General features: G+C 47.6%; 14 protein-coding genes and 1 CRISPR repeat array (1 of these 15 only partly in view). All 14 genes read left to right on the top strand.

Features of this window, described 5'->3' with window-relative positions:
- The first annotated feature begins 135 nt into the window (after positions 1-135).
- From B5G27_RS03930 to cas2, 14 genes are read left to right on the top strand one after another with little or no spacing between them, the layout of a single operon-like run.
- Positions 136-1,017 carry a DUF6602 domain-containing protein gene (locus B5G27_RS03930; RefSeq protein ID WP_087177645.1) on the top strand — a complete coding sequence of 294 codons (882 nt, stop codon included), beginning with the start codon at positions 136-138 and terminating at the stop codon, positions 1,015-1,017.
- On the top strand, positions 1,010-3,016 hold the full coding sequence (locus tag B5G27_RS03925; protein WP_087177644.1) for a Cas10/Cmr2 second palm domain-containing protein: 2,007 nt from the start codon (positions 1,010-1,012) through the stop codon (positions 3,014-3,016). Before B5G27_RS03930 ends, B5G27_RS03925 begins: the two co-directional genes overlap by 8 nt.
- Positions 3,017-3,040: 24 nt before the next feature.
- A complete protein-coding gene (locus B5G27_RS03920) occupies positions 3,041-3,757 on the top strand; it encodes an RAMP superfamily CRISPR-associated protein (protein WP_087177643.1) in 717 nt (238 codons plus the stop codon).
- Positions 3,754-4,737, top strand: a complete 984-nt coding sequence (locus tag B5G27_RS03915) for a hypothetical protein (RefSeq protein WP_087177642.1) — start codon at positions 3,754-3,756, stop codon at positions 4,735-4,737. Before B5G27_RS03920 ends, B5G27_RS03915 begins: the two co-directional genes overlap by 4 nt.
- Before the next feature lie 11 nt (positions 4,738-4,748).
- A complete protein-coding gene (locus B5G27_RS03910) occupies positions 4,749-5,546 on the top strand; it encodes a hypothetical protein (protein WP_087177641.1) in 798 nt (265 codons plus the stop codon).
- Positions 5,547-5,563: 17 nt separating this feature from the next.
- Positions 5,564-7,702, top strand: coding sequence for a CRISPR-associated helicase/endonuclease Cas3 (locus B5G27_RS03905; RefSeq protein ID WP_087177640.1), 2,139 nt, complete (start codon positions 5,564-5,566; stop codon positions 7,700-7,702).
- A gap of 32 nt (positions 7,703-7,734) precedes the next feature.
- Positions 7,735-8,202: a DUF3990 domain-containing protein gene (locus B5G27_RS03900; protein WP_087177639.1), complete on the top strand. Its 468-nt coding sequence runs from the start codon at positions 7,735-7,737 to the stop codon at positions 8,200-8,202.
- Positions 8,186-8,626, top strand: coding sequence for a hypothetical protein (locus B5G27_RS03895; protein ID WP_087177638.1), 441 nt, complete (start codon positions 8,186-8,188; stop codon positions 8,624-8,626). Before B5G27_RS03900 ends, B5G27_RS03895 begins: the two co-directional genes overlap by 17 nt.
- Before the next feature lie 26 nt (positions 8,627-8,652).
- Complete coding sequence (gene cas5c / locus B5G27_RS03890; protein ID WP_087177637.1) at positions 8,653-9,321, top strand: type I-C CRISPR-associated protein Cas5c; 669 nt, start codon at positions 8,653-8,655, stop codon at positions 9,319-9,321.
- Positions 9,318-11,051: a type I-C CRISPR-associated protein Cas8c/Csd1 gene (gene cas8c, locus B5G27_RS03885; protein WP_087177636.1), complete on the top strand. Its 1,734-nt coding sequence runs from the start codon at positions 9,318-9,320 to the stop codon at positions 11,049-11,051. Before cas5c ends, cas8c begins: the two co-directional genes overlap by 4 nt.
- Positions 11,052-11,963, top strand: coding sequence for a type I-C CRISPR-associated protein Cas7/Csd2 (gene cas7c, locus B5G27_RS03880; protein ID WP_087177635.1), 912 nt, complete (start codon positions 11,052-11,054; stop codon positions 11,961-11,963).
- Entirely contained in the window at positions 11,963-12,628 is a 666-nt protein-coding gene (gene cas4 / locus B5G27_RS03875) for a CRISPR-associated protein Cas4 (protein ID WP_087177754.1), read from the top strand. The genes cas7c and cas4 overlap by 1 nt, the downstream gene beginning before the upstream one ends.
- Positions 12,625-13,656, top strand: coding sequence for a type I-C CRISPR-associated endonuclease Cas1c (gene cas1c, locus B5G27_RS03870; protein WP_087177634.1), 1,032 nt, complete (start codon positions 12,625-12,627; stop codon positions 13,654-13,656). Before cas4 ends, cas1c begins: the two co-directional genes overlap by 4 nt.
- Before the next feature lie 9 nt (positions 13,657-13,665).
- Positions 13,666-13,956 (top strand): CRISPR-associated endonuclease Cas2, encoded by a 291-nt coding sequence (gene cas2 / locus B5G27_RS03865; protein WP_087177633.1) that lies wholly within the window; start codon positions 13,666-13,668, stop codon positions 13,954-13,956.
- A gap of 182 nt (positions 13,957-14,138) precedes the next feature.
- Positions 14,139-18,926: direct repeats of the CRISPR family, unit length 33 nt; unit sequence GTCGCTCCCTGCATAGGGGGCGTGGATTGAAAC; it runs 1,396 nt beyond the window's last position.

The raw sequence follows: 18,926 nt of genomic DNA, 5'->3' as shown, positions 1-18,926 counted from the left end.
TTCTGTAGTCTTATGACAGTATACAGAGCAATCCGCTGACAGGCAAGTAGATCATAAATATGCTATTTTAAGAAATCAACAACAATATATTAGTATATTTGAAATCGAATTACAAATGAGGAAGGAGAACGAAATATGGACACTGACCAAAGTAAAGTTATCGCCCAAATAAAAGAAAACTATGCGAGTTTGGAAAAAGGGATTGTAAATCAGCTCTATTTTGAAGCTGAACATGGAGCAACGATCGGACATTACCGAGAAAAAATATGGGCAGAGATGTTTAAACGTATCGTGCCGAAAAAATTCGTTGTCGAACAGTCTGTATTTCTTATTGATTCGAGGGGAAAAGTATCAAATGAAGTAGATCTGGCGATTTTTGATGAGCTGTATACTCCTTATATTTTTAGATACTATGATCTGAAATTTATCCCTCTTGAAGCAGTGGCTGTCGTCGTAGAATGCAAAAGTACATCGTTAAATAAAGAAAATCTCGAAAGCTGGGCAGAAAGTATTTCTGAACTGAAAACATCATCAGCTCAGAAGTCATTTGTACGGCTGGCAAATAATCTTGCTTACAAACCTGTAGAAACACAGCCGGCAACGCGTCCTCTCCGTGTACTGTGCTGCCTGAATGAGCAAAAGGGACTGCCGACAGCGGCAGATACGAAGTTCGATGTAGTTGTTAGGGCGCTCAAGGAAGAGAGAAAACTGGATGTCAAGTGGGATGAAGAAAAGAAAGACCTGTATGACTGGTATCTGTGTCTGAATCAGGCAAATGGCAGAGAGCGGGAAGGAATAAAGGGGGCAGAGGAAGCAGAAGCACATGATCTGGATGAGTATATAATATACAGAACAGGAAACAATGGCTCTGGTAAAGAAGAACTTTCCCTGATGTCGTTCAATTTCCAGCTGAATCAGATCCTCATGCTGATCAACAATCCGATGCTGTTCCCGCATTTGGATTATGTGGAAATGTTTAACGGATCCAGGCGGAAGGAGGGCTCAGACAGTGAATAAATATATATCAGCTCTTTCAGTGGACAAAGTTCAGACATTTCTGACAGAAGTGATACACTCTCATACCCAGGAGAAAGAGTCGGAAGAGGCGACGCTTAAGAGCATTATCAATTCGTCTGATCAGATTGCAGGAAAATTTTTTGAGGATATATATGAAAGATTTCCTGAGGCAAAGGCAAACACACTGATGAAGTGTTCCGGCGTATTTATATTCAGCAGCGGCCAGACGGAGGAAGCGCTGGAGGAAGCGCTGAACGATTTGTTTGTAAAATATTACAGAGAATCACAGGGACAGAAAATTCTGAGATGGGTTTATTTCCCTTTCGAAGGATTAGATGAGATTTCTGCTATCCAAAAAGCGAAAAAACAACTGAAACAAGCGCAGACTCTGAACCATATCATTGAAAAGAATCAAGAACTGCTTTTCCGGTTTGATGATGGAATAAAAGCTGAGGTCAGCAATTATACCGAGGAAAGGATCAAGAAAGAGTTCCCGGTATTCGTGAGAGATGTGAATACCCTCAGGATAGAAAAGGAAGATGAGTCCCGTTTTCGCATTGCTGTCATAAAAGCGGATCTGGATAGAATGGGGGACATGTTCCGGGGGATCGACCGATATGAGAAGTACAGCAGAATCAGTGAGATCCTCAACAGTGAGATCTGCCTGGAAGGTCTGCACGAAGCTGCGAAACAGTTTAAGCCTGAGGGCAGGGAAGGGTGGCTCTTTCCTCTGTATATCGCAGGGGATGATATTTTCTTTGCGGTGGCAGCGGAAGATATGCTCAGAGGTGTAAATGTCTGCAGACAATTGATGCAGAATGTAAACCGGAAAATTGAGGAAAGTGGGAGTTGTGATGAAAAACTGGGGATGAGCCTCGGGGTGGAAATCACATTTAACAAAGAGCCGATACGCTACTATATGGAGCGGGTTGAGAGACAGCTTAAAAATGCAAAGGCTCAGGATCCGCCGGCAATACTCAGGAAGTTTTTGAACATGCGGATCTCTGTTGGAGATCTGACATTTTTTGATATTGACTATAACAAAATGAAGGCGTATCGGGAGAGTTTGAAAAATGACAGGGAGAACGGTAAGCAAAAAAAGCTGGAACTTGACTGTCAGATGCAGAATAAGCCCATATGGAACTACTTTATCAGTGATGTGAAATTCCTGAACCGTGTGAGGACAGCTGGCGGGACCTGCAGTGAATTGCTCGGGAGACCGAATTTCTTTTATACATTATTAGAAGACGTTACTGATGAGGAGATAGAGAACGATAAGGTAAAGTATATCAATCATGTCCTTTACCGCCTGGAACCCAGGTATTTTGAACATTCCGATGACGAATTGAGCCAGGCTGAGCTTGTGCTGAATGCCAGCCTGATCAGGCAGCTGTATGAAAGAGAGGAAAGCGGGTTCAGACTGGTGCTGGAAAGTGAAAATAGGAAGCGCTTTGAGACATATCTCCGGCTGATGATACTTTTCAGTGACATCCGCTTTCAATTATTTAAAACGGATACGGAGAAACATGTTGAAAAAAGAAAGCCCATTCCTGAAGCTTATAAGAGCAAAAAGGCGGAAATCCGACGGCTCCTGTTTGCCAAACCGCGCGAGTATCTCTACACCACCTGCCTGTATGCCCGGTCAAAAGAATTGACAAGTTTGTTCGTAAAAAAAGTATCTGAAGGGCGTAAATCCGGTTATCAGAAAGTTTCTCTTGAGCGTTCGTCATTTTTTAAGATGAAATCTGTGCTTTGCGAAAATGTGCCTTGTGAAAAGACGGCAGAAATCATAGAACTGCATAATCCACTTGAAAAAGAGAAGATCGATGAGATCATTAAAAAGCGAAAAGCTGAAAAAAAGCTCCCGAACAGGCTTTATTTTGACAAACAGAAAATGATAAAAACAGTAAAGAAAAGCAGTGCGTGGACACCTGATTATGTGGATTCCCTGATGCTGTTTTACAGCTATAATGAAATGTTCATGAAGATGAAAAAGTAAGTTGATATATAGGAGGAGTCAGCTATGGGATGTATTCTGAAAATACATATTAAAACGCTTTCAAATCTTTTTATCGGAGGCGCTCCGAAATCTTTTGAGATCGGAGGGATCGATCAGTGGACGGCAGCGGATGAGGACGGCTTTCCGTGTATTCCGGCATCGTCTCTGAAAGGAGCGCTGCGGGCGATCGTGAGCAGAGATACAAGTGAAAAGGCGGCGGAGATTGCGGAATGGTACAGGGAGTATTTGAGGAGAGAAAAAGAATCAGTCTGTGCGAGGGTGCTCAGTCTTGATAAACAGAAGAAGGAAGGTATGGAACGCTTTGAAAGAAGATATGACAGCGCCATAGAAAATGCATCAGCTTCCTATCTGTTTGGCATCCGGGAATTTAATGACACGCCAAAATTGTTTTTTAATGATCTGCGGGTGACAGACAGGAATCAGGAACCGAAGAAATATTTCTCCATCGATGCCAAGACTGCAATCGATAGTAATGGTTTGGAACCGAAATCTAATCCCAGAACTTATAAAGCGGTAAAAACAGGTGTGGAATTCGAAGGCGCGATTGAATTTTACGGATTCGCAGAGGATGAGAATTTTATTGAGACAAGCAAAGCTTACATTATGGATAATCTGGAGAAATTTAATTCGGGGATCTATCGGCTGGGAAATTCGAAAAGCCGCGGATACGGAAGAATATCAGTGACGTTTCCTGACTGGGACGGAGGGCGGACAGAGTGAAGAATTATAAAATTATACTAAGGTCATCAGGCACAGTCACCCAGCTGCCGGACTCTCAGAAAATATTCGGGGCGATGGTGACAGAATTATCCAGGATGCAGGGCGGGGAAGCCGCTGCGGAATTTGTGCGGAAAGTTTATAACAGGGAGGCTCATCTGGCTCTGTCAAACTTGTTCCCGCTGGGATTTCTCCCGGTCCCCCAGGACTATATTATGGAAAAGCTTGCAGAGCGAGTTTCAGAGGAGAAAAAGCCGGAGGAGAATCTGAAAAAATTGCGTGCGCAGATCAGGGAAAGAGCCTATATCAGAGAAGAAAAGTTAAACTTCATTTTGAAAAAACCGAGTGCATGCTGTTCTGTCTATCCCTATATCCGGGAAGTTTCCGGGCAGCAGCTCAGGGCGTCCCTGGAACGTGGCGGTTGGGGAATAGAAGATCTGGAGAAAAAGTTATTTACAGTGCCTGTAACTATTCTGCAGGAGATAAGCAGAGACGATGAGAGTGAAAGCAGAGGGCGGACAGTTTCAGAATTTTGTTTTTATCTTCAGGGAGACAGCGGCCAGACGGTGGAGCCTCTTGTCAGTACTGCCGAACAAATGAAGAGAACATGCAGGCCTCTGATATTGGGGAAAAGAGCTTCCCAGGGATTAAATAAGTATTATGTCGATGAAATCATGTGTATGGAAGAAGAACTTGCCGATTCTGATAAGGGGGTGTATTTAAATTTGGGAATGCTGCTCCCGGATCAGATTGACTATAAAAAATCCTGCCTGAAGCTGTTTACTTCTGAGAGAAAACCATTCTCGATGCCGGGCGGATGGAATCAGACCTATCCCAGGTGGTTTATCAGTTTTATCAGCTGCGGCAGTGTAGTTGCCCTGAAAAATGGGATTGAGCATGCGGGCAGATGTATATGGTCAAAATTTGGAGAAGACAAGAATCTCGTATTTGGAAATGCGTTTTTGTATCCGATTAATTTGTGAGGAAGAAAATCATGAAAAAGATTACATATACTATGAAGTTTTTGTCAAGTACGATCGTGTCGCCCCGCGCGGGACAGGCCTTCTATCATGGCATCGATACATTCTGCAGGGAGCCGGTGCTCTGTCCGTCTGATCCGAAGGGGGCAAAAACGGTAAAAGTCGTCTATCCTTTTTATCAGTACGGCATGTATGAAAAATATGATCCGGATCACGCAGAGTATTATCTCCCGGGAAGTTCTGTAAAAGGGGCGCTGCTGCAGAAGAATGATAAAAAGATCCATATTATGGCGGATGATATTCCTGTTGCCAGGGAGCAGATTGTGCTGAAAAATCTTGAAAAAGCCCAGTATGTCAGTGACTATAATGAAGCTGATTTTAAGCTGTTTTTTGACAATGTCGGTGTGGAAATGCTGAAAGCAGGCAGTGTACTCAGCGGAGACTTGTACCTGAAAGACGGTACAGCGTTTGAGGAAATCCTGGAGGATGCAAACAGCGCGGCAACGGCAAAAATCAGTCAGATGTGCAGGTATCTTGAAACGCTTATGAAAAATGAGTACAAGAGTGTAGAATTTAAAAAAGAATTGAAACAGATGTTGGAAAAACTTTATTCTCTGGAGAAAAGGAAAAGTATCATTCTTATTGGCGGCTATAAAGGACTTCTGCATTCCATTCTGCTGAAGGCTGACAGGAAGACAAAGAAGCGGCACGAAAACAGCGAGAAAGGACGAGGGATATTTCTCGATCGTGAGACAGACCTTCCCCATGGGCTTGCGAGTATTCGATGCGAGAGTGAAGTGCAGATTTTGTGAAAAGACAGGAGAATTCTATGGAATATATCGCGCATCTCAATGAAGAACGCACACAGACACTGAAAGACCATTTATGCGGAACGGCTGAACTCGCTGGGTATTTTGCCGGCCGGTTCGGCAAAGCGGATTGGGGCTATGCGTGCGGCATGCTCCATGATATCGGGAAGTACTCCCTTGCATTTCAGGATAAAATCAAGAATAACAGCAACAGGCAGGTGGACCATTCGACAGCCGGAGCGAAAGCATGTTTTGAAAAGGGCGGGATGTACAGTTTTATGAGTTACTGCATTGCCGGACACCATTCCGGGCTCCCGGATTACGGCAGCTCATCGGATCCGGGGAATGCCCCTACGCTGCAAGGCAGGAAAAAGAAGCATATAGAGGATTGCGGTGCATATAAGAGTGAGATCCATATTCCAGAGATAAAGACACTGCCGTTTGATCCCCAAAATTCCCCTGACCCGGATTTTTCTTTGAGCGTATTTATCCGGATGCTGTATTCCTGTCTGGTGGACGCTGATTTCCTGGATACAGAATATTTTATGAAAGAAGGGCGGACGCAGCGGGAGACAGGAGAAGAACCGTCTGTCCTTTTGGAAAAACTGAAAAAACATGTCGCGGGCTGGCTTTTGAATGAAGACACGGAAACAGTAAACGGGAGGAGAACGGAGATCCTAAGGCACTGCTTTGAATGGGGACACAAAGAAAGAGGAATCTTTCAGCTTACCGTGCCCACAGGCGGAGGAAAAACAATCGCGTCACTGGCATTCGCTCTGCAGCATGCAGTGGAAAACCAGATGGACCGCGTTATTTATGTGATCCCATATACGAGCATCATTGAGCAGAATGCAGCGGTATTCCGCAAGATCCTTGGAGAGCAGAATGTTCTGGAAAATCACTATAATGTGGATTACGAAAGCACGGAAGAATTAATGCCGATGCAGCTGGCGTCGGAAAACTGGGACAAGCCGGTAGTGGTGACGACAAATGTACAGTTTTTTGAATCGCTATTCGCAAATAAATCATCCAAATGCAGAAAGTTACATAACATCGCCAACAGCGTTATTATCTTCGATGAGGCGCAGATGCTTCCGACAGACTATCTGAAGCCGTGCATCGCGGTGATGGAAGAACTGGCTGCAAATTTCGGCTCCAGTATTGTACTATGCACAGCTACACAGCCCGCTCTGTCTCCCTTTTTTCAGAGGGAGATGCCGGTTACAGAGCTGTGCCCGAGAGTGGAGGAGCAGTTCCGCTTTTTTGAAAGGGTGACATTTCAAAATGTCGGAACTATATCAGAAGACGAATTGATAGAAAAGCTGCAAAAGGAAGAACAGGCGCTCTGTATCGTCAATACGAAGAAGAGAGCGCAGAGGCTCTATCAGAAAATGAAGGGCGAAGGGGTATTCCATCTGTCTACGGCAATGTATCCGAAACACAGGAGAAGAGTCCTGGACAAGATCAGACGGCTGGTGAAGGATGGGAAGAGATGTATCCTGATCTCCACAAGCCTTGTGGAGGCGGGGGTAGACCTGGATTTCTGCACCGTGTACAGACAGCTGGCAGGAGTGGATTCTATGATACAGGCAGCAGGCAGATGCAACAGAGAGGGGAAGAGGGCTGCGCAAGACAGCTTTGCTTATCTGTTTCAGTTTGAGGAGAAAGAATATGTCCCGGGACAGCAGCTTCAGATCGATGTGTCGAAAATGCTGCTTTCAGAGGGAGAGGATATCTCATCGCTGCACGGGATAGAGAAATATTTTGAAGCGCTGTACCATTTCCGTGGCGAGAGTCTGGATAAAAAGAAGATCTTTGAGGAGTTCAAAGACAAAAGATATAACTTTGCCAAAGCGGCGAAAGAGTTTAAACTGATCGAAGAAAATACACTGACTGTTTTCATCAGCAGGGAGGAAGATGCGGAAGAGCTGCTCTGGCAGATAAAACATCAGGGATATACAAAGTCGGGAATGAGAAAAGCAGGACAGTATTGCGTTCAGTTATATGAGAATGATATCGAAAAGCTCCGGGGAGCGGGAATGCTCCGACAGGTTCCTGGAGGAATCGAAAACTTTTATGAGCTTGTCGACAGCGGGCAGTATTCGGAAGAGATGGGGCTGGATCTTGGGATTGAGTCGGGGATAGCGGTAGTGATGTGAGCAGAAATGAGAAAGGCAGGAAGAGATAAAGTATGATCATATACCATGGAAGCAGACAAATTGTAGAATATCCTGAAATAAGAAAAGCAAAATACAACAAAGACTTTTATTTCGGGTTTTATTGCACCAGGTTTGAAGAACAGGCTAAAAGATGGGCGTCACGCTATGGTGCAGATGGATATCTGAATAAATATGAATATATACCGGACGAAAAGCTCAACTGTAAAGTATTTGAAAATATGACAGAAGAATGGCTTGATTTTATCGTGGCATGCCGCAGCGGAAAACCTCATAGATACGATATAGTAGAAGGACCGATGGCAGACGATACAATTTATAATTATGTACAGAACTATATGGATGGGAAAATCTCAAGGGCGGCATTCTGGGAACTGGCAAAGTTTAAATATCCAACGCATCAGATCAGTTTTCATACGGTTTCAGCACTTGATACATTGAAATTTGTTAGAAGTGAGGTTGTATATGGGGACAAAGAATAACAATGCACTTTTTTATACATGCAGCCTGATCGAATATATCGGCCGCAGGATGAAGCGGACAAGATGTGAAGTTACAGATTATATGGGAAAGAATAGGATCAAGAGGATTTATGAGTATGCAGATGTCTTTCACTGTGAACCAATAGAAAAGACCGCGGACGAATTTATTGAAGAAACGAATATGACAGAAGGAAGTTTTGACAATGTAAAGGAATGCCGTTATACCGTTCCCGGATATTGGGATATCGGAGAAGTATATGAGCGGTTGATTGAAGATGTCTGTGAGGATGAGAAGGTAATAGATGGTATATGGGAGATATACCATTCCTGGATTGACGGGCAGATCTCAGATTATAATACGGACTTTTATTATCAGCCGAGAGATTATATTGCAGAATGCTATAGGAAAGGAGTGGTCTTATAAATGAAACAGAGGAAGGAGGTCGAGCAATGGGAGTAGGTGTCAAGGTCAGGGTGTGGGGAAATTACGCGCTCTTTTCACGGCCGGAAATGAAGGTCGAAAGATGCTCCTACGACGTTATGACGCCCTCGGCGGCGCGGGGGATCCTGGAGGCAGTCTACTGGCATCCGGGCATGAGATGGGTGATCGATAAGATCCATGTGGTCAATCCGGTCCGATTCACAAGCGTGCGCCGGAATGAGGTGAAGAGCAAGATCCTGGCGGGGAATGTGCTCCAGGCCTATAACGGGAAAAAAGATCCCAGGTCACTGTACATAAGCACCAAAGCGGAGATCGTCCAGAGGGCGTCGCTCCTGCTGCGGGACGTAGAGTATGTGATCGAAGCGCATTTCGAGATGACAGAAGAGGCGAATGAGACAGACAATCCGGGGAAATTCAAGGACATTATCATGCGGCGGTTAAGAAGAGGAGAATGTTTCCATATGCCGTATTTCGGATGCAGGGAGTTCCCGGCGAATTTCTGCCTGTGCGAAGAGGGAGAAATCCGGACTGCGTATGACGATGTAGAGGAGAAAGACCTGGGCTTTATGCTTTTTGACATGGATTACTCGGACAGGAATAACATCCAGCCCATGTTTTTCCGGGCTGTGATGAAGCGGGGAGTCCTGGATCTGAGAGACTGTGAGGTGATACGATGATCTTACAGGCATTGGTAAAGCATTATGAAAATCTGGAAAAGCAAGGGGAAGTGGATCAGGAGGGCTGGTGCAAGGCGAAGGTTTCTTATGGCGTCAATCTGTCAAAAGACGGCAGGGTCCTGGGAATCCTCACTTTGAAACAGGAAGAGGATAGAGGAAAAAAGAAAGTACTGGTTCCTCAGCAGATCAAAGTGCCGGAGATGGTGACACGTTCATCAGGGGTTTCGGCAAATTTTCTGTGTGACAATTCAAAATATATTCTCGGCATTGACGCGGAAGGCCCGAACCAAAGAGTGATTGAATGCTTTAGAGCGGCAAAGGAAAGGCATCTGTCACTGCTGCGGGAGACAGAAGGCGAGATGGCGCAGGCGGTCCGATCCTTTTTTGAGACGTGGGAACCGGAGAAAGCATCAGAATGTATTGAGATTAAGGAACGATGGGAAGAGGTCACGGACGGAGGCAACCTGATCTTCTGTATGGGGATGCATTACGCACAGGATGATCCGTTTATACAGGCATCCTGGGAACGCGCAAGAACTGTATCTTCAGAAGGCGGACAGACAGGGGTCTGTCTTGTGACCGGAAAAGAGGCAGAGATCTCCAGGATCCATAAAACGATCAAAGGGGTTCCGGGAGCCCAGTCCAGCGGCGCAGCCCTTGTTTCGTTTAACGCTCCGGCTTTTGAATCTTATGGGAAAGAGCAGAGTTATAACGCGCCTGTCGGACGGTATGCGGAGTTTGCCTATACGACGGCTCTGAATTATCTGCTCGGGCAGAGGGACTATACATTTCAGTTGGGAGATTCCATGATCGTATTCTGGGCGGAAAGCGGAAAGGAAGAATATCAGACGGCGTTTTTCGAAGCCGCAGATCCAAAGCCTGACAATCAGGAAGAGATAAAGGGGATGTTTGAAAACCTGAAAAAGGACAGACCGTTCCATACAGGCGACGTCGTCCTGGACCCGGATCAGAGGTTTTATATCCTTTCTCTTGCGCCGAATGCGGCGCGGCTGTCCGTGCGGTTTTTCTACCAGGATTCCTTTGGGAATATATTGAAAAACCTGGCGGCGCATTATGAGAGAATGTCGATCGTTAAGCCGTCCTGGGAGAACCGCGAGCTTATGGGAATCCGGGATATGCTTGCGGAGACCGTGAATCAGAATTCTAAAGATAAGTCGCCGGTTCCGAATATGGCGGCGCTGGTGCTTCAGGCAATCCTGTCGGGAGCCGGATATCCGGCGAGCCTTTATACAGATGTCCTGATCCGGATCCGGGCAGAGCAGGGCAGGGTTACCTGGGGCAGGGCAGGGATCATCAAAGCTTATCTGATACGAAATGCGAACTGGAAGGAAGGAGAGAGTTATATGGGACTGAAAGAAGAGAGCAGAGATACAGCATATGTGCTTGGAAGGCTGTTTTCCGTATTAGAGTCGATCCAGATGGACGCGAACCCGGGGATTAAGGCGACGATCCGCGACCGGTATTTTAATTCCGCGTGCGCGACGCCGGCATCGATCTTCCCGGTGCTTGTGAAATTGAAAAACAGCCATATGAAAAAACTGGAGCGGGAGAAAGGCAGTGCAAAAGGCTATTACGAGAAGTTGCTGACGGAAATCATGGAAAAGCTGGATGAATACCCGAGACGGCTGACGCTGGAGGAACAGGGGAAATTCATTCTGGGATATTATCACCAGGTGCAGAAAAAATACGAAAAACGGGAGGAAATGTAGATGAGCGAAGTGATCAAAAACAGGTATGAATTTGTTGTGCTGTTCGACGTAGAGAATGGAAATCCGAACGGAGATCCTGATGCGGGAAATATGCCGAGGATCGATCCTGAGAGCGGACTCGGGCTTGTTACGGATGTGTGCTTAAAGCGCAAGATCAGGAATTATGTGGAGACGGTAAAAGAAGACGCGGAAGGCTTCCAGATCTATATCAAGGAAGACGTACCGCTCAACAGAAGCGACCGGGAAGCGTGCAGAAGTCTCGGGATCGAGGAGACGGAAGACAAAAAGGTGACGGAAGCGCTGAAGAAATTAAAGAAAAGCGATCCGGATACAGACCTTAAATTAAAAGATTATATGTGCGGCAATTTCTATGATATCCGTACCTTTGGTGCGGTCATGACGACATTTGTAAAAGCCTCTTTAAACTGTGGGCAGGTCAGAGGACCGGTGCAGATCGGATTTGCAAGGAGCATTGACCCGGTCATCAGCCAGGAAGTGACGATTACAAGAGTGGCGATCACCACTGAGAAAGACGCAGAAAACAAGAGCACCGAGATGGGAAGAAAGAGTATTGTTCCTTATGGATTATACCGGGCGGAGGGATATGTATCAGCAAACCTTGCGCGGAAGGTGACCGGCTTTTCGGAGGAGGACCTGGAGCTTCTGTGGGAAGCGATCATCAATATGTTTGAAAATGACCATTCGGCTGCAAGGGGAAAAATGGCTGTCCGGGAACTGATCGTATTCAAACACAGCAAAGAGCTCGGTGACTGTCCGGCGTATAAATTATTTGACGCTGTGGAAGTAAAGAGAAATGAAGGCGTGGAATATCCGAGAAAGTATCAGGACTACACGGTGGAAATACATGAGGAGAAGATACCGGATTCAGTTGAAGTGAAAAGGATGGTATGATGGAATATTCGGAAGATGATTATCTGATGATCTCGGGAATCCAGCATTTCAAATTCTGCCGGAGACAGTGGGCGCTGATCCATATAGAGCAGCAGTGGGCGGAGAATGTGCATACGGTTACAGGCGAGCTGATGCATAAGAAAGTGCATGATCCGTCACTTAGAGAAAAACGAAAGGATGTTATCACTGCCAGAGCCCTGCCAGTCTCATCCAGGGAGCTGGGGATCAGCGGCGAGTGCGACCTGGTGGAGTTCCATAAATGTGAGGATGGGATAAAGCTGCATGGCCACAGAGGGCTGTATTCGATCTATCCGGTGGAATATAAAAAGGGGAAACCGAAACTGTCGGAGGAGGATAAGCTTCAGCTTGCGGCACAGGCGATGTGCCTGGAAGAAATGTTTTCTGCGCAGGTGCCGGAGGGAGCGATATTTTACGGCGAGACGAGACGGCGTGAATCTGTGGAGATCACAGAAGAACTCCGCAGAGAGGTGAAAGATATGTTCCAGGAGATGCATGGGTATTATTCCAGAAAGTATACGCCGAAAGTGAAGTACAGCAAATCGTGCAATGCGTGTTCTCTCAAAGATATCTGTCTGCCGAAACTCGGGAAAACAGTCTCCGTGAAGACATATATTGATCAGATGCTGAAGGAGGAAGATGAATGAAAAAACTGCTGAATACACTGTATGTTACTTCTGAAAACAGTTATCTGTCTCTGGATGGGGAAAATATAGTTGTCCTGGAGGAGCAGAAAGAATTGGGCAGGATACCGCTGCATAATCTGGAAGGGATCGTTTCCTTCGGCTACCGCGGGACAAGCCCTGCGCTGATGGGAGCCTGCGCGGAGCGGAATATTTCTCTATGTTACCTTACGCCTCAGGGAAAATTTCTGGCCCGTGTTTCCGGAAGGATTAAAGGAAATGTGATATTAAGAGAACAGCAGTATGCGAGTAAAAACGATGAAAAGATCAGCCTGGAAATCGCAAGAAACTGTATACTGGGCAAGGTATATAATGCCAGATGGGTCCTGGAACGGGCTGTGAGGGATCATTCGATGCAGATTGATGCAGAACGGGTAAAAAATGCATCCGCTTTTCTGAAAGAAGCTTTGGAACGGATCCGCAGCGCGGAATCGAAAGAACAGCTCAGAGGCTACGAGGGCGAGGCTGCCAGCATTTATTTCGGCGTGTTCGATGAACTGATCCTTCAGCAGAAAAAGGATTTCGCATTCAGGGGACGGAATAAGCGCCCGCCTCTTGATAACGTGAATGCGCTCCTGTCGTTTGTCTATACCCTGCTGACAAACAGTATTACTTCAGCTCTGGAAAGTGTGGGGCTGGATCCCTATGTGGGATATCTTCACACGGACCGTCCGGGCAGGGCGTCTCTGTCGCTGGATCTGATCGAGGAACTGAGAGCAATCCTTGCCGACCGGTTTGTACTTACGCTGATCAATAAGAAGATCATCAGCGGGAAGAATTTCTCTGTGAAGGAAAACGGGGCGGTACTGATGAATGATGAACTGCGGAAAAAAGTGCTTGGAGAATGGCAGAATAAGAAAAAGGAAATCATTACCCACCCCTATCTGAAGGAAAAAGTGGAGTGGGGGATGGTGCCCTATGTACAGGCAATGCTCCTCGCCAGATATTTAAGAGGCGATCTGGACGGTTATCCTGTATTCCTGTGGAAGTGAGGTGGCGGAATGCTTGTGCTGATCACATATGATGTGAATACAGAGACCGCGGCGGGAAGGAAACGGCTGCGGAAAGTCGCAAAGCAGTGCGTAAATTATGGAAGAAGAGTGCAAAATTCTGTTTTTGAATGCATTTTGGACAATGCCCAGTGCGTTACCTTGAAAGCAATATTGGCAGATATTATTGATGAGAGTGTTGACAGCCTGAGATTCTATTATTTGGGAAATAAGTATCAGACAAAAGTGGAACATATGGGTGTTGACCGTGGAATTGCAGTGGATGATACGTTGATTTTGTGATAATATAAGAGTGCGAATAGGAAGCGGACATAAAAATGCCGGGGGATTCGCACTCTTAAATGTGCACAAACGGCGTGTTTTGTAGACGAAGAGGGGATGAAAAAAGGGGAAATTTAAGTATTTGAAATGATAATTTGTCGATTTCTGCTGAAAATGAGGAAGAATTTTTGGCTGAAATTGCGGTCGCTCCCTGCATAGGGGGCGTGGATTGAAACAATAAGAGTCATCGACAATGACGGCATCGATCAAGTCGCTCCCTGCATAGGGGGCGTGGATTGAAACGCCTTGAGGATGCAGACGCTGGCAGTCGTTCCGTACGTCGCTCCCTGCATAGGGGGCGTGGATTGAAACAAGTTTCAGCAAGCCTTCCGGCGTCAGCCAATATGTCGCTCCCTGCATAGGGGGCGTGGATTGAAACTATATTACACCTTTTAAGGTGTTTTGTCAACACTGTCGCTCCCTGCATAGGGGGCGTGGATTGAAACAAATGAAAAAGAAAACGCCTGAGCAAGAATTAAAGGTCGCTCCCTGCATAGGGGGCGTGGATTGAAACACACAGAAATCATATTAAATTTTACACAAAACTGTCGCTCCCTGCATAGGGGGCGTGGATTGAAACTGTGTATGACATGGGATATGATCGCGTGGGGTGTAGTCGCTCCCTGCATAGGGGGCGTGGATTGAAACCAAGTACGTTTTCAAGCAGGCTCACGGGGATAATCGTCGCTCCCTGCATAGGGGGCGTGGATTGAAACTCCCCATGTGTGGTACTGATTCGCTGGCAGTTCAAGTCGCTCCCTGCATAGGGGGCGTGGATTGAAACGCCAGATACTTAATAACTTTATTCTCCCGGCTGTCGGTCGCTCCCTGCATAGGGGGCGTGGATTGAAACGATGATGAAGTACTCGGGCAGGTCCGCAATAATGTCGCTCCCTGCATAGGGGGCGTGGATTGAAACGATTGTAGCGTTATACTTAACTCCTGCCGCTACGTCGCTCCCTGCATAGGGGGCGTGGATTGAAACCCGTTATACTCAAACATGTCTTACCTCCTACGCTGATGTCGCTCCCTGCATAGGGGGCGTGGATTGAAACAATATGAGATATCGCTCGGCAGGGTAGATATACATGTCGCTCCCTGCATAGGGGGCGTGGATTGAAACACAGGTATCCAGTCGGCTTGGAATGGCCTGACCGGGTCGCTCCCTGCATAGGGGGCGTGGATTGAAACCAGACCATAGGCAAAATACGTTTTAAGCGATGTAGTCGCTCCCTGCATAGGGGGCGTGGATTGAAACAAGATTACTCGGAACTGGATGCCGTCGGCTTTCTGTCGCTCCCTGCATAGGGGGCGTGGATTGAAACCTGTCTGTCCGTCCAGTAAGACATCTTCGGTTAGTCGCTCCCTGCATAGGGGGCGTGGATTGAAACAGAAAGTTCTCAACAAGCTTAATACGCTCGATGGTCGCTCCCTGCATAGGGGGCGTGGATTGAAACGGACTGATATCCGCATTTTTGATCAAGTATTACGGTCGCTCCCTGCATAGGGGGCGTGGATTGAAACCCCTCTTTTTCTTCAATCTCAAGAACTGTTTGGAGTCGCTCCCTGCATAGGGGGCGTGGATTGAAACAGAAGAATTTGTATGTGAAAGTGATGAATGCATTGTCGCTCCCTGCATAGGGGGCGTGGATTGAAACAGGTTGGTTCCAGTATTTCCGGAAACTGTTGCTTGTCGCTCCCTGCATAGGGGGCGTGGATTGAAACTATGGGACGCTTCAGGAGTTTCAAGATAAAGTCCGTCGCTCCCTGCATAGGGGGCGTGGATTGAAACACAGAATAACCGTTCATTTCAAGATACTTTTTGCGTCGCTCCCTGCATAGGGGGCGTGGATTGAAACAGCCAGTGGGTAGGGTTCTCCGGGTTGCAGGCTCGTCGCTCCCTGCATAGGGGGCGTGGATTGAAACACTACGAATGGGTGTTCGAGGTGAGCTGATGGCAGTCGCTCCCTGCATAGGGGGCGTGGATTGAAACAATCTTATCTATGTTTCGATAGATTCCGTCTGCCGTCGCTCCCTGCATAGGGGGCGTGGATTGAAACCTTGAGTAGTATAGCAGAGGACGTGTCCAAAAAAAGTCGCTCCCTGCATAGGGGGCGTGGATTGAAACATATTGTTCCATGCCTGCGACACGGAATTTTTCAGTCGCTCCCTGCATAGGGGGCGTGGATTGAAACGTCCCACACGAAGTACAAAAATTTGATTTCGCATGGTCGCTCCCTGCATAGGGGGCGTGGATTGAAACATTATTTGGCGATATGGCGACTTCAATGGGAATATCTGTCGCTCCCTGCATAGGGGGCGTGGATTGAAACGCATACATGAATGAGGGCGGTAGAGGCGAACTTAGTCGCTCCCTGCATAGGGGGCGTGGATTGAAACATTTGTCTTCCTCTCTTTCCCCTGTTCTGAAACACGTCGCTCCCTGCATAGGGGGCGTGGATTGAAACTTCATCCGGCGTGGCGATTTCCGCATCCGGGATACCGTCGCTCCCTGCATAGGGGGCGTGGATTGAAACAGGTGGATCAGGTCCAGGGAGTAGAGTTTGTGATGTCGCTCCCTGCATAGGGGGCGTGGATTGAAACGTCGAAGGCTGACTTCTCCTGTTCGGTCTGATCAGTCGCTCCCTGCATAGGGGGCGTGGATTGAAACATCTGCGATCCGTGAATAGTCATCCTCGCTCTCTGGTCGCTCCCTGCATAGGGGGCGTGGATTGAAACTATGGAATTGAATATTATTTCACTCGTACAGACGAAGTCGCTCCCTGCATAGGGGGCGTGGATTGAAACCTCATACGCTTGCCGAAAGTCCTCACAGGGCTCGGTCGCTCCCTGCATAGGGGGCGTGGATTGAAACATATTTCCCTTTCGCCATCAGGCTCACCTCGCTTCCGTCGCTCCCTGCATAGGGGGCGTGGATTGAAACCGTAGTTGAGTCCTTGCTGTGACAGCCGTCTCAGGTCGCTCCCTGCATAGGGGGCGTGGATTGAAACGTTTGTAGCAACTGCGATTCTGTGGAATGGGATCGTGTCGCTCCCTGCATAGGGGGCGTGGATTGAAACCGACAACGGCATTGTAGCCATCAATGATTGGTGCTGTCGCTCCCTGCATAGGGGGCGTGGATTGAAACTGCTTTCTTCGCCCTGTACTCAGCTTTTTCTTCGTCGCTCCCTGCATAGGGGGCGTGGATTGAAACATCAATTCGGATGAAGACCTGTCAGAGTGCTTCAAGTCGCTCCCTGCATAGGGGGCGTGGATTGAAACACAACGGACACGGTGGCAACATCGTCGCTGTCAGTCGCTCCCTGCATAGGGGGCGTGGATTGAAACCCACGTGTATTTAGATACGGATCTGGCGCTAGTGGTCGCTCCCTGCATAGGGGGCGTGGATTGAAACATTTACAAGGATTAGAACCACCAGAAATGGTGAGTCGCTCCCTGCATAGGGGGCGTGGATTGAAACAAACTCTACAGGGAAATCTGACAGCAACCGTGTAGTCGCTCCCTGCATAGGGGGCGTGGATTGAAACGTCTTTATAGCAGCTATATCTGCACTGTTAGCTGCGTCGCTCCCTGCATAGGGGGCGTGGATTGAAACAAGATAACACAGCACCTCATAATATGACTGTTTGTTGTCGCTCCCTGCATAGGGGGCGTGGATTGAAACCTCGTCTGTTGATGCAATTGCTATAGGTGTTCGTTGTCGCTCCCTGCATAGGGGGCGTGGATTGAAACCGTGCTGAAATATAGAAGCGGAAGCACGGGCGAGTCGCTCCCTGCATAGGGGGCGTGGATTGAAACAATACGAGATATCGCCCGGCAGGGTAGATATACAAGTCGCTCCCTGCATAGGGGGCGTGGATTGAAACCACCTGAACCCGGATAAGTGCGCGAAGAAGCCGGGTCGCTCCCTGCATAGGGGGCGTGGATTGAAACCCTGATGAAGCAGGAAGAAAACAAGGCAATCTGCCGTCGCTCCCTGCATAGGGGGCGTGGATTGAAACAGTGGTACATGGTCATAGCATCTCAGCTCTGTGGTCGCTCCCTGCATAGGGGGCGTGGATTGAAACGGCATGGACTATGTGGAGAAATTCCTCGGCGCGGACGTCGCTCCCTGCATAGGGGGCGTGGATTGAAACCTCTGCAATGCAGTGAATCGCTACGGAATATACATCGTCGCTCCCTGCATAGGGGGCGTGGATTGAAACAATTCAATTTGCGTAGACGCTACGGTCAAGATGGTGTCGCTCCCTGCATAGGGGGCGTGGATTGAAACGCAATCCCGATATCCTACAATAATTTCCCGGACTGTCGCTCCCTGCATAGGGGGCGTGGATTGAAACATCGAGCACGCTATCAAGGTCGTACCTGTAACAGTCGCTCCCTGCATAGGGGGCGTGGATTGAAACACTCTGAGTCAATCCCAAAGCTTTACGAAGCTCCGTCGCTCCCTGCATAGGGGGCGTGGATTGAAACAACAGAGAGGTGGACAGAATATGACCACATTCGAAGTCGCTCCCTGCATAGGGGGCGTGGATTGAAACTCTTTTACCGCAGCTTCTACGATGCGTTGAAAAACGTCGCTCCCTGCATAGGGGGCGTGGATTGAAACGACAATATTCCTAACAGAGTAACCGATTACTATTTGTCGCTCCCTGCATAGGGGGCGTGGATTGAAACACCTCCAAATCTGCATAAAAAGCGGTTCTAATTCGTCGCTCCCTGCATAGGGGGCGTGGATTGAAACGTGAGATACGCCGCCAGCTCCGCAAAGTCCTCGGTCGCTCCCTGCATAGGGGGCGTGGATTGAAACCCGGTATGCTCCCGTATACATGGTAGTACATTCCCGTCGCTCCCTGCATAGGGGGCGTGGATTGAAACAAACCGATGTGATGCAGCCGATGCTTCAGGAT

This window comes from Lachnoclostridium sp. An76 (assembly GCF_002161355.1).
In the GTDB taxonomy this organism is placed as follows: domain Bacteria; phylum Bacillota; class Clostridia; order Lachnospirales; family Lachnospiraceae; genus Mediterraneibacter; species Mediterraneibacter caccavium.
The sequence above is the reverse complement of the archived record's forward strand: the minus strand, read 5'-3'. Positions and strand labels throughout refer to the sequence as shown.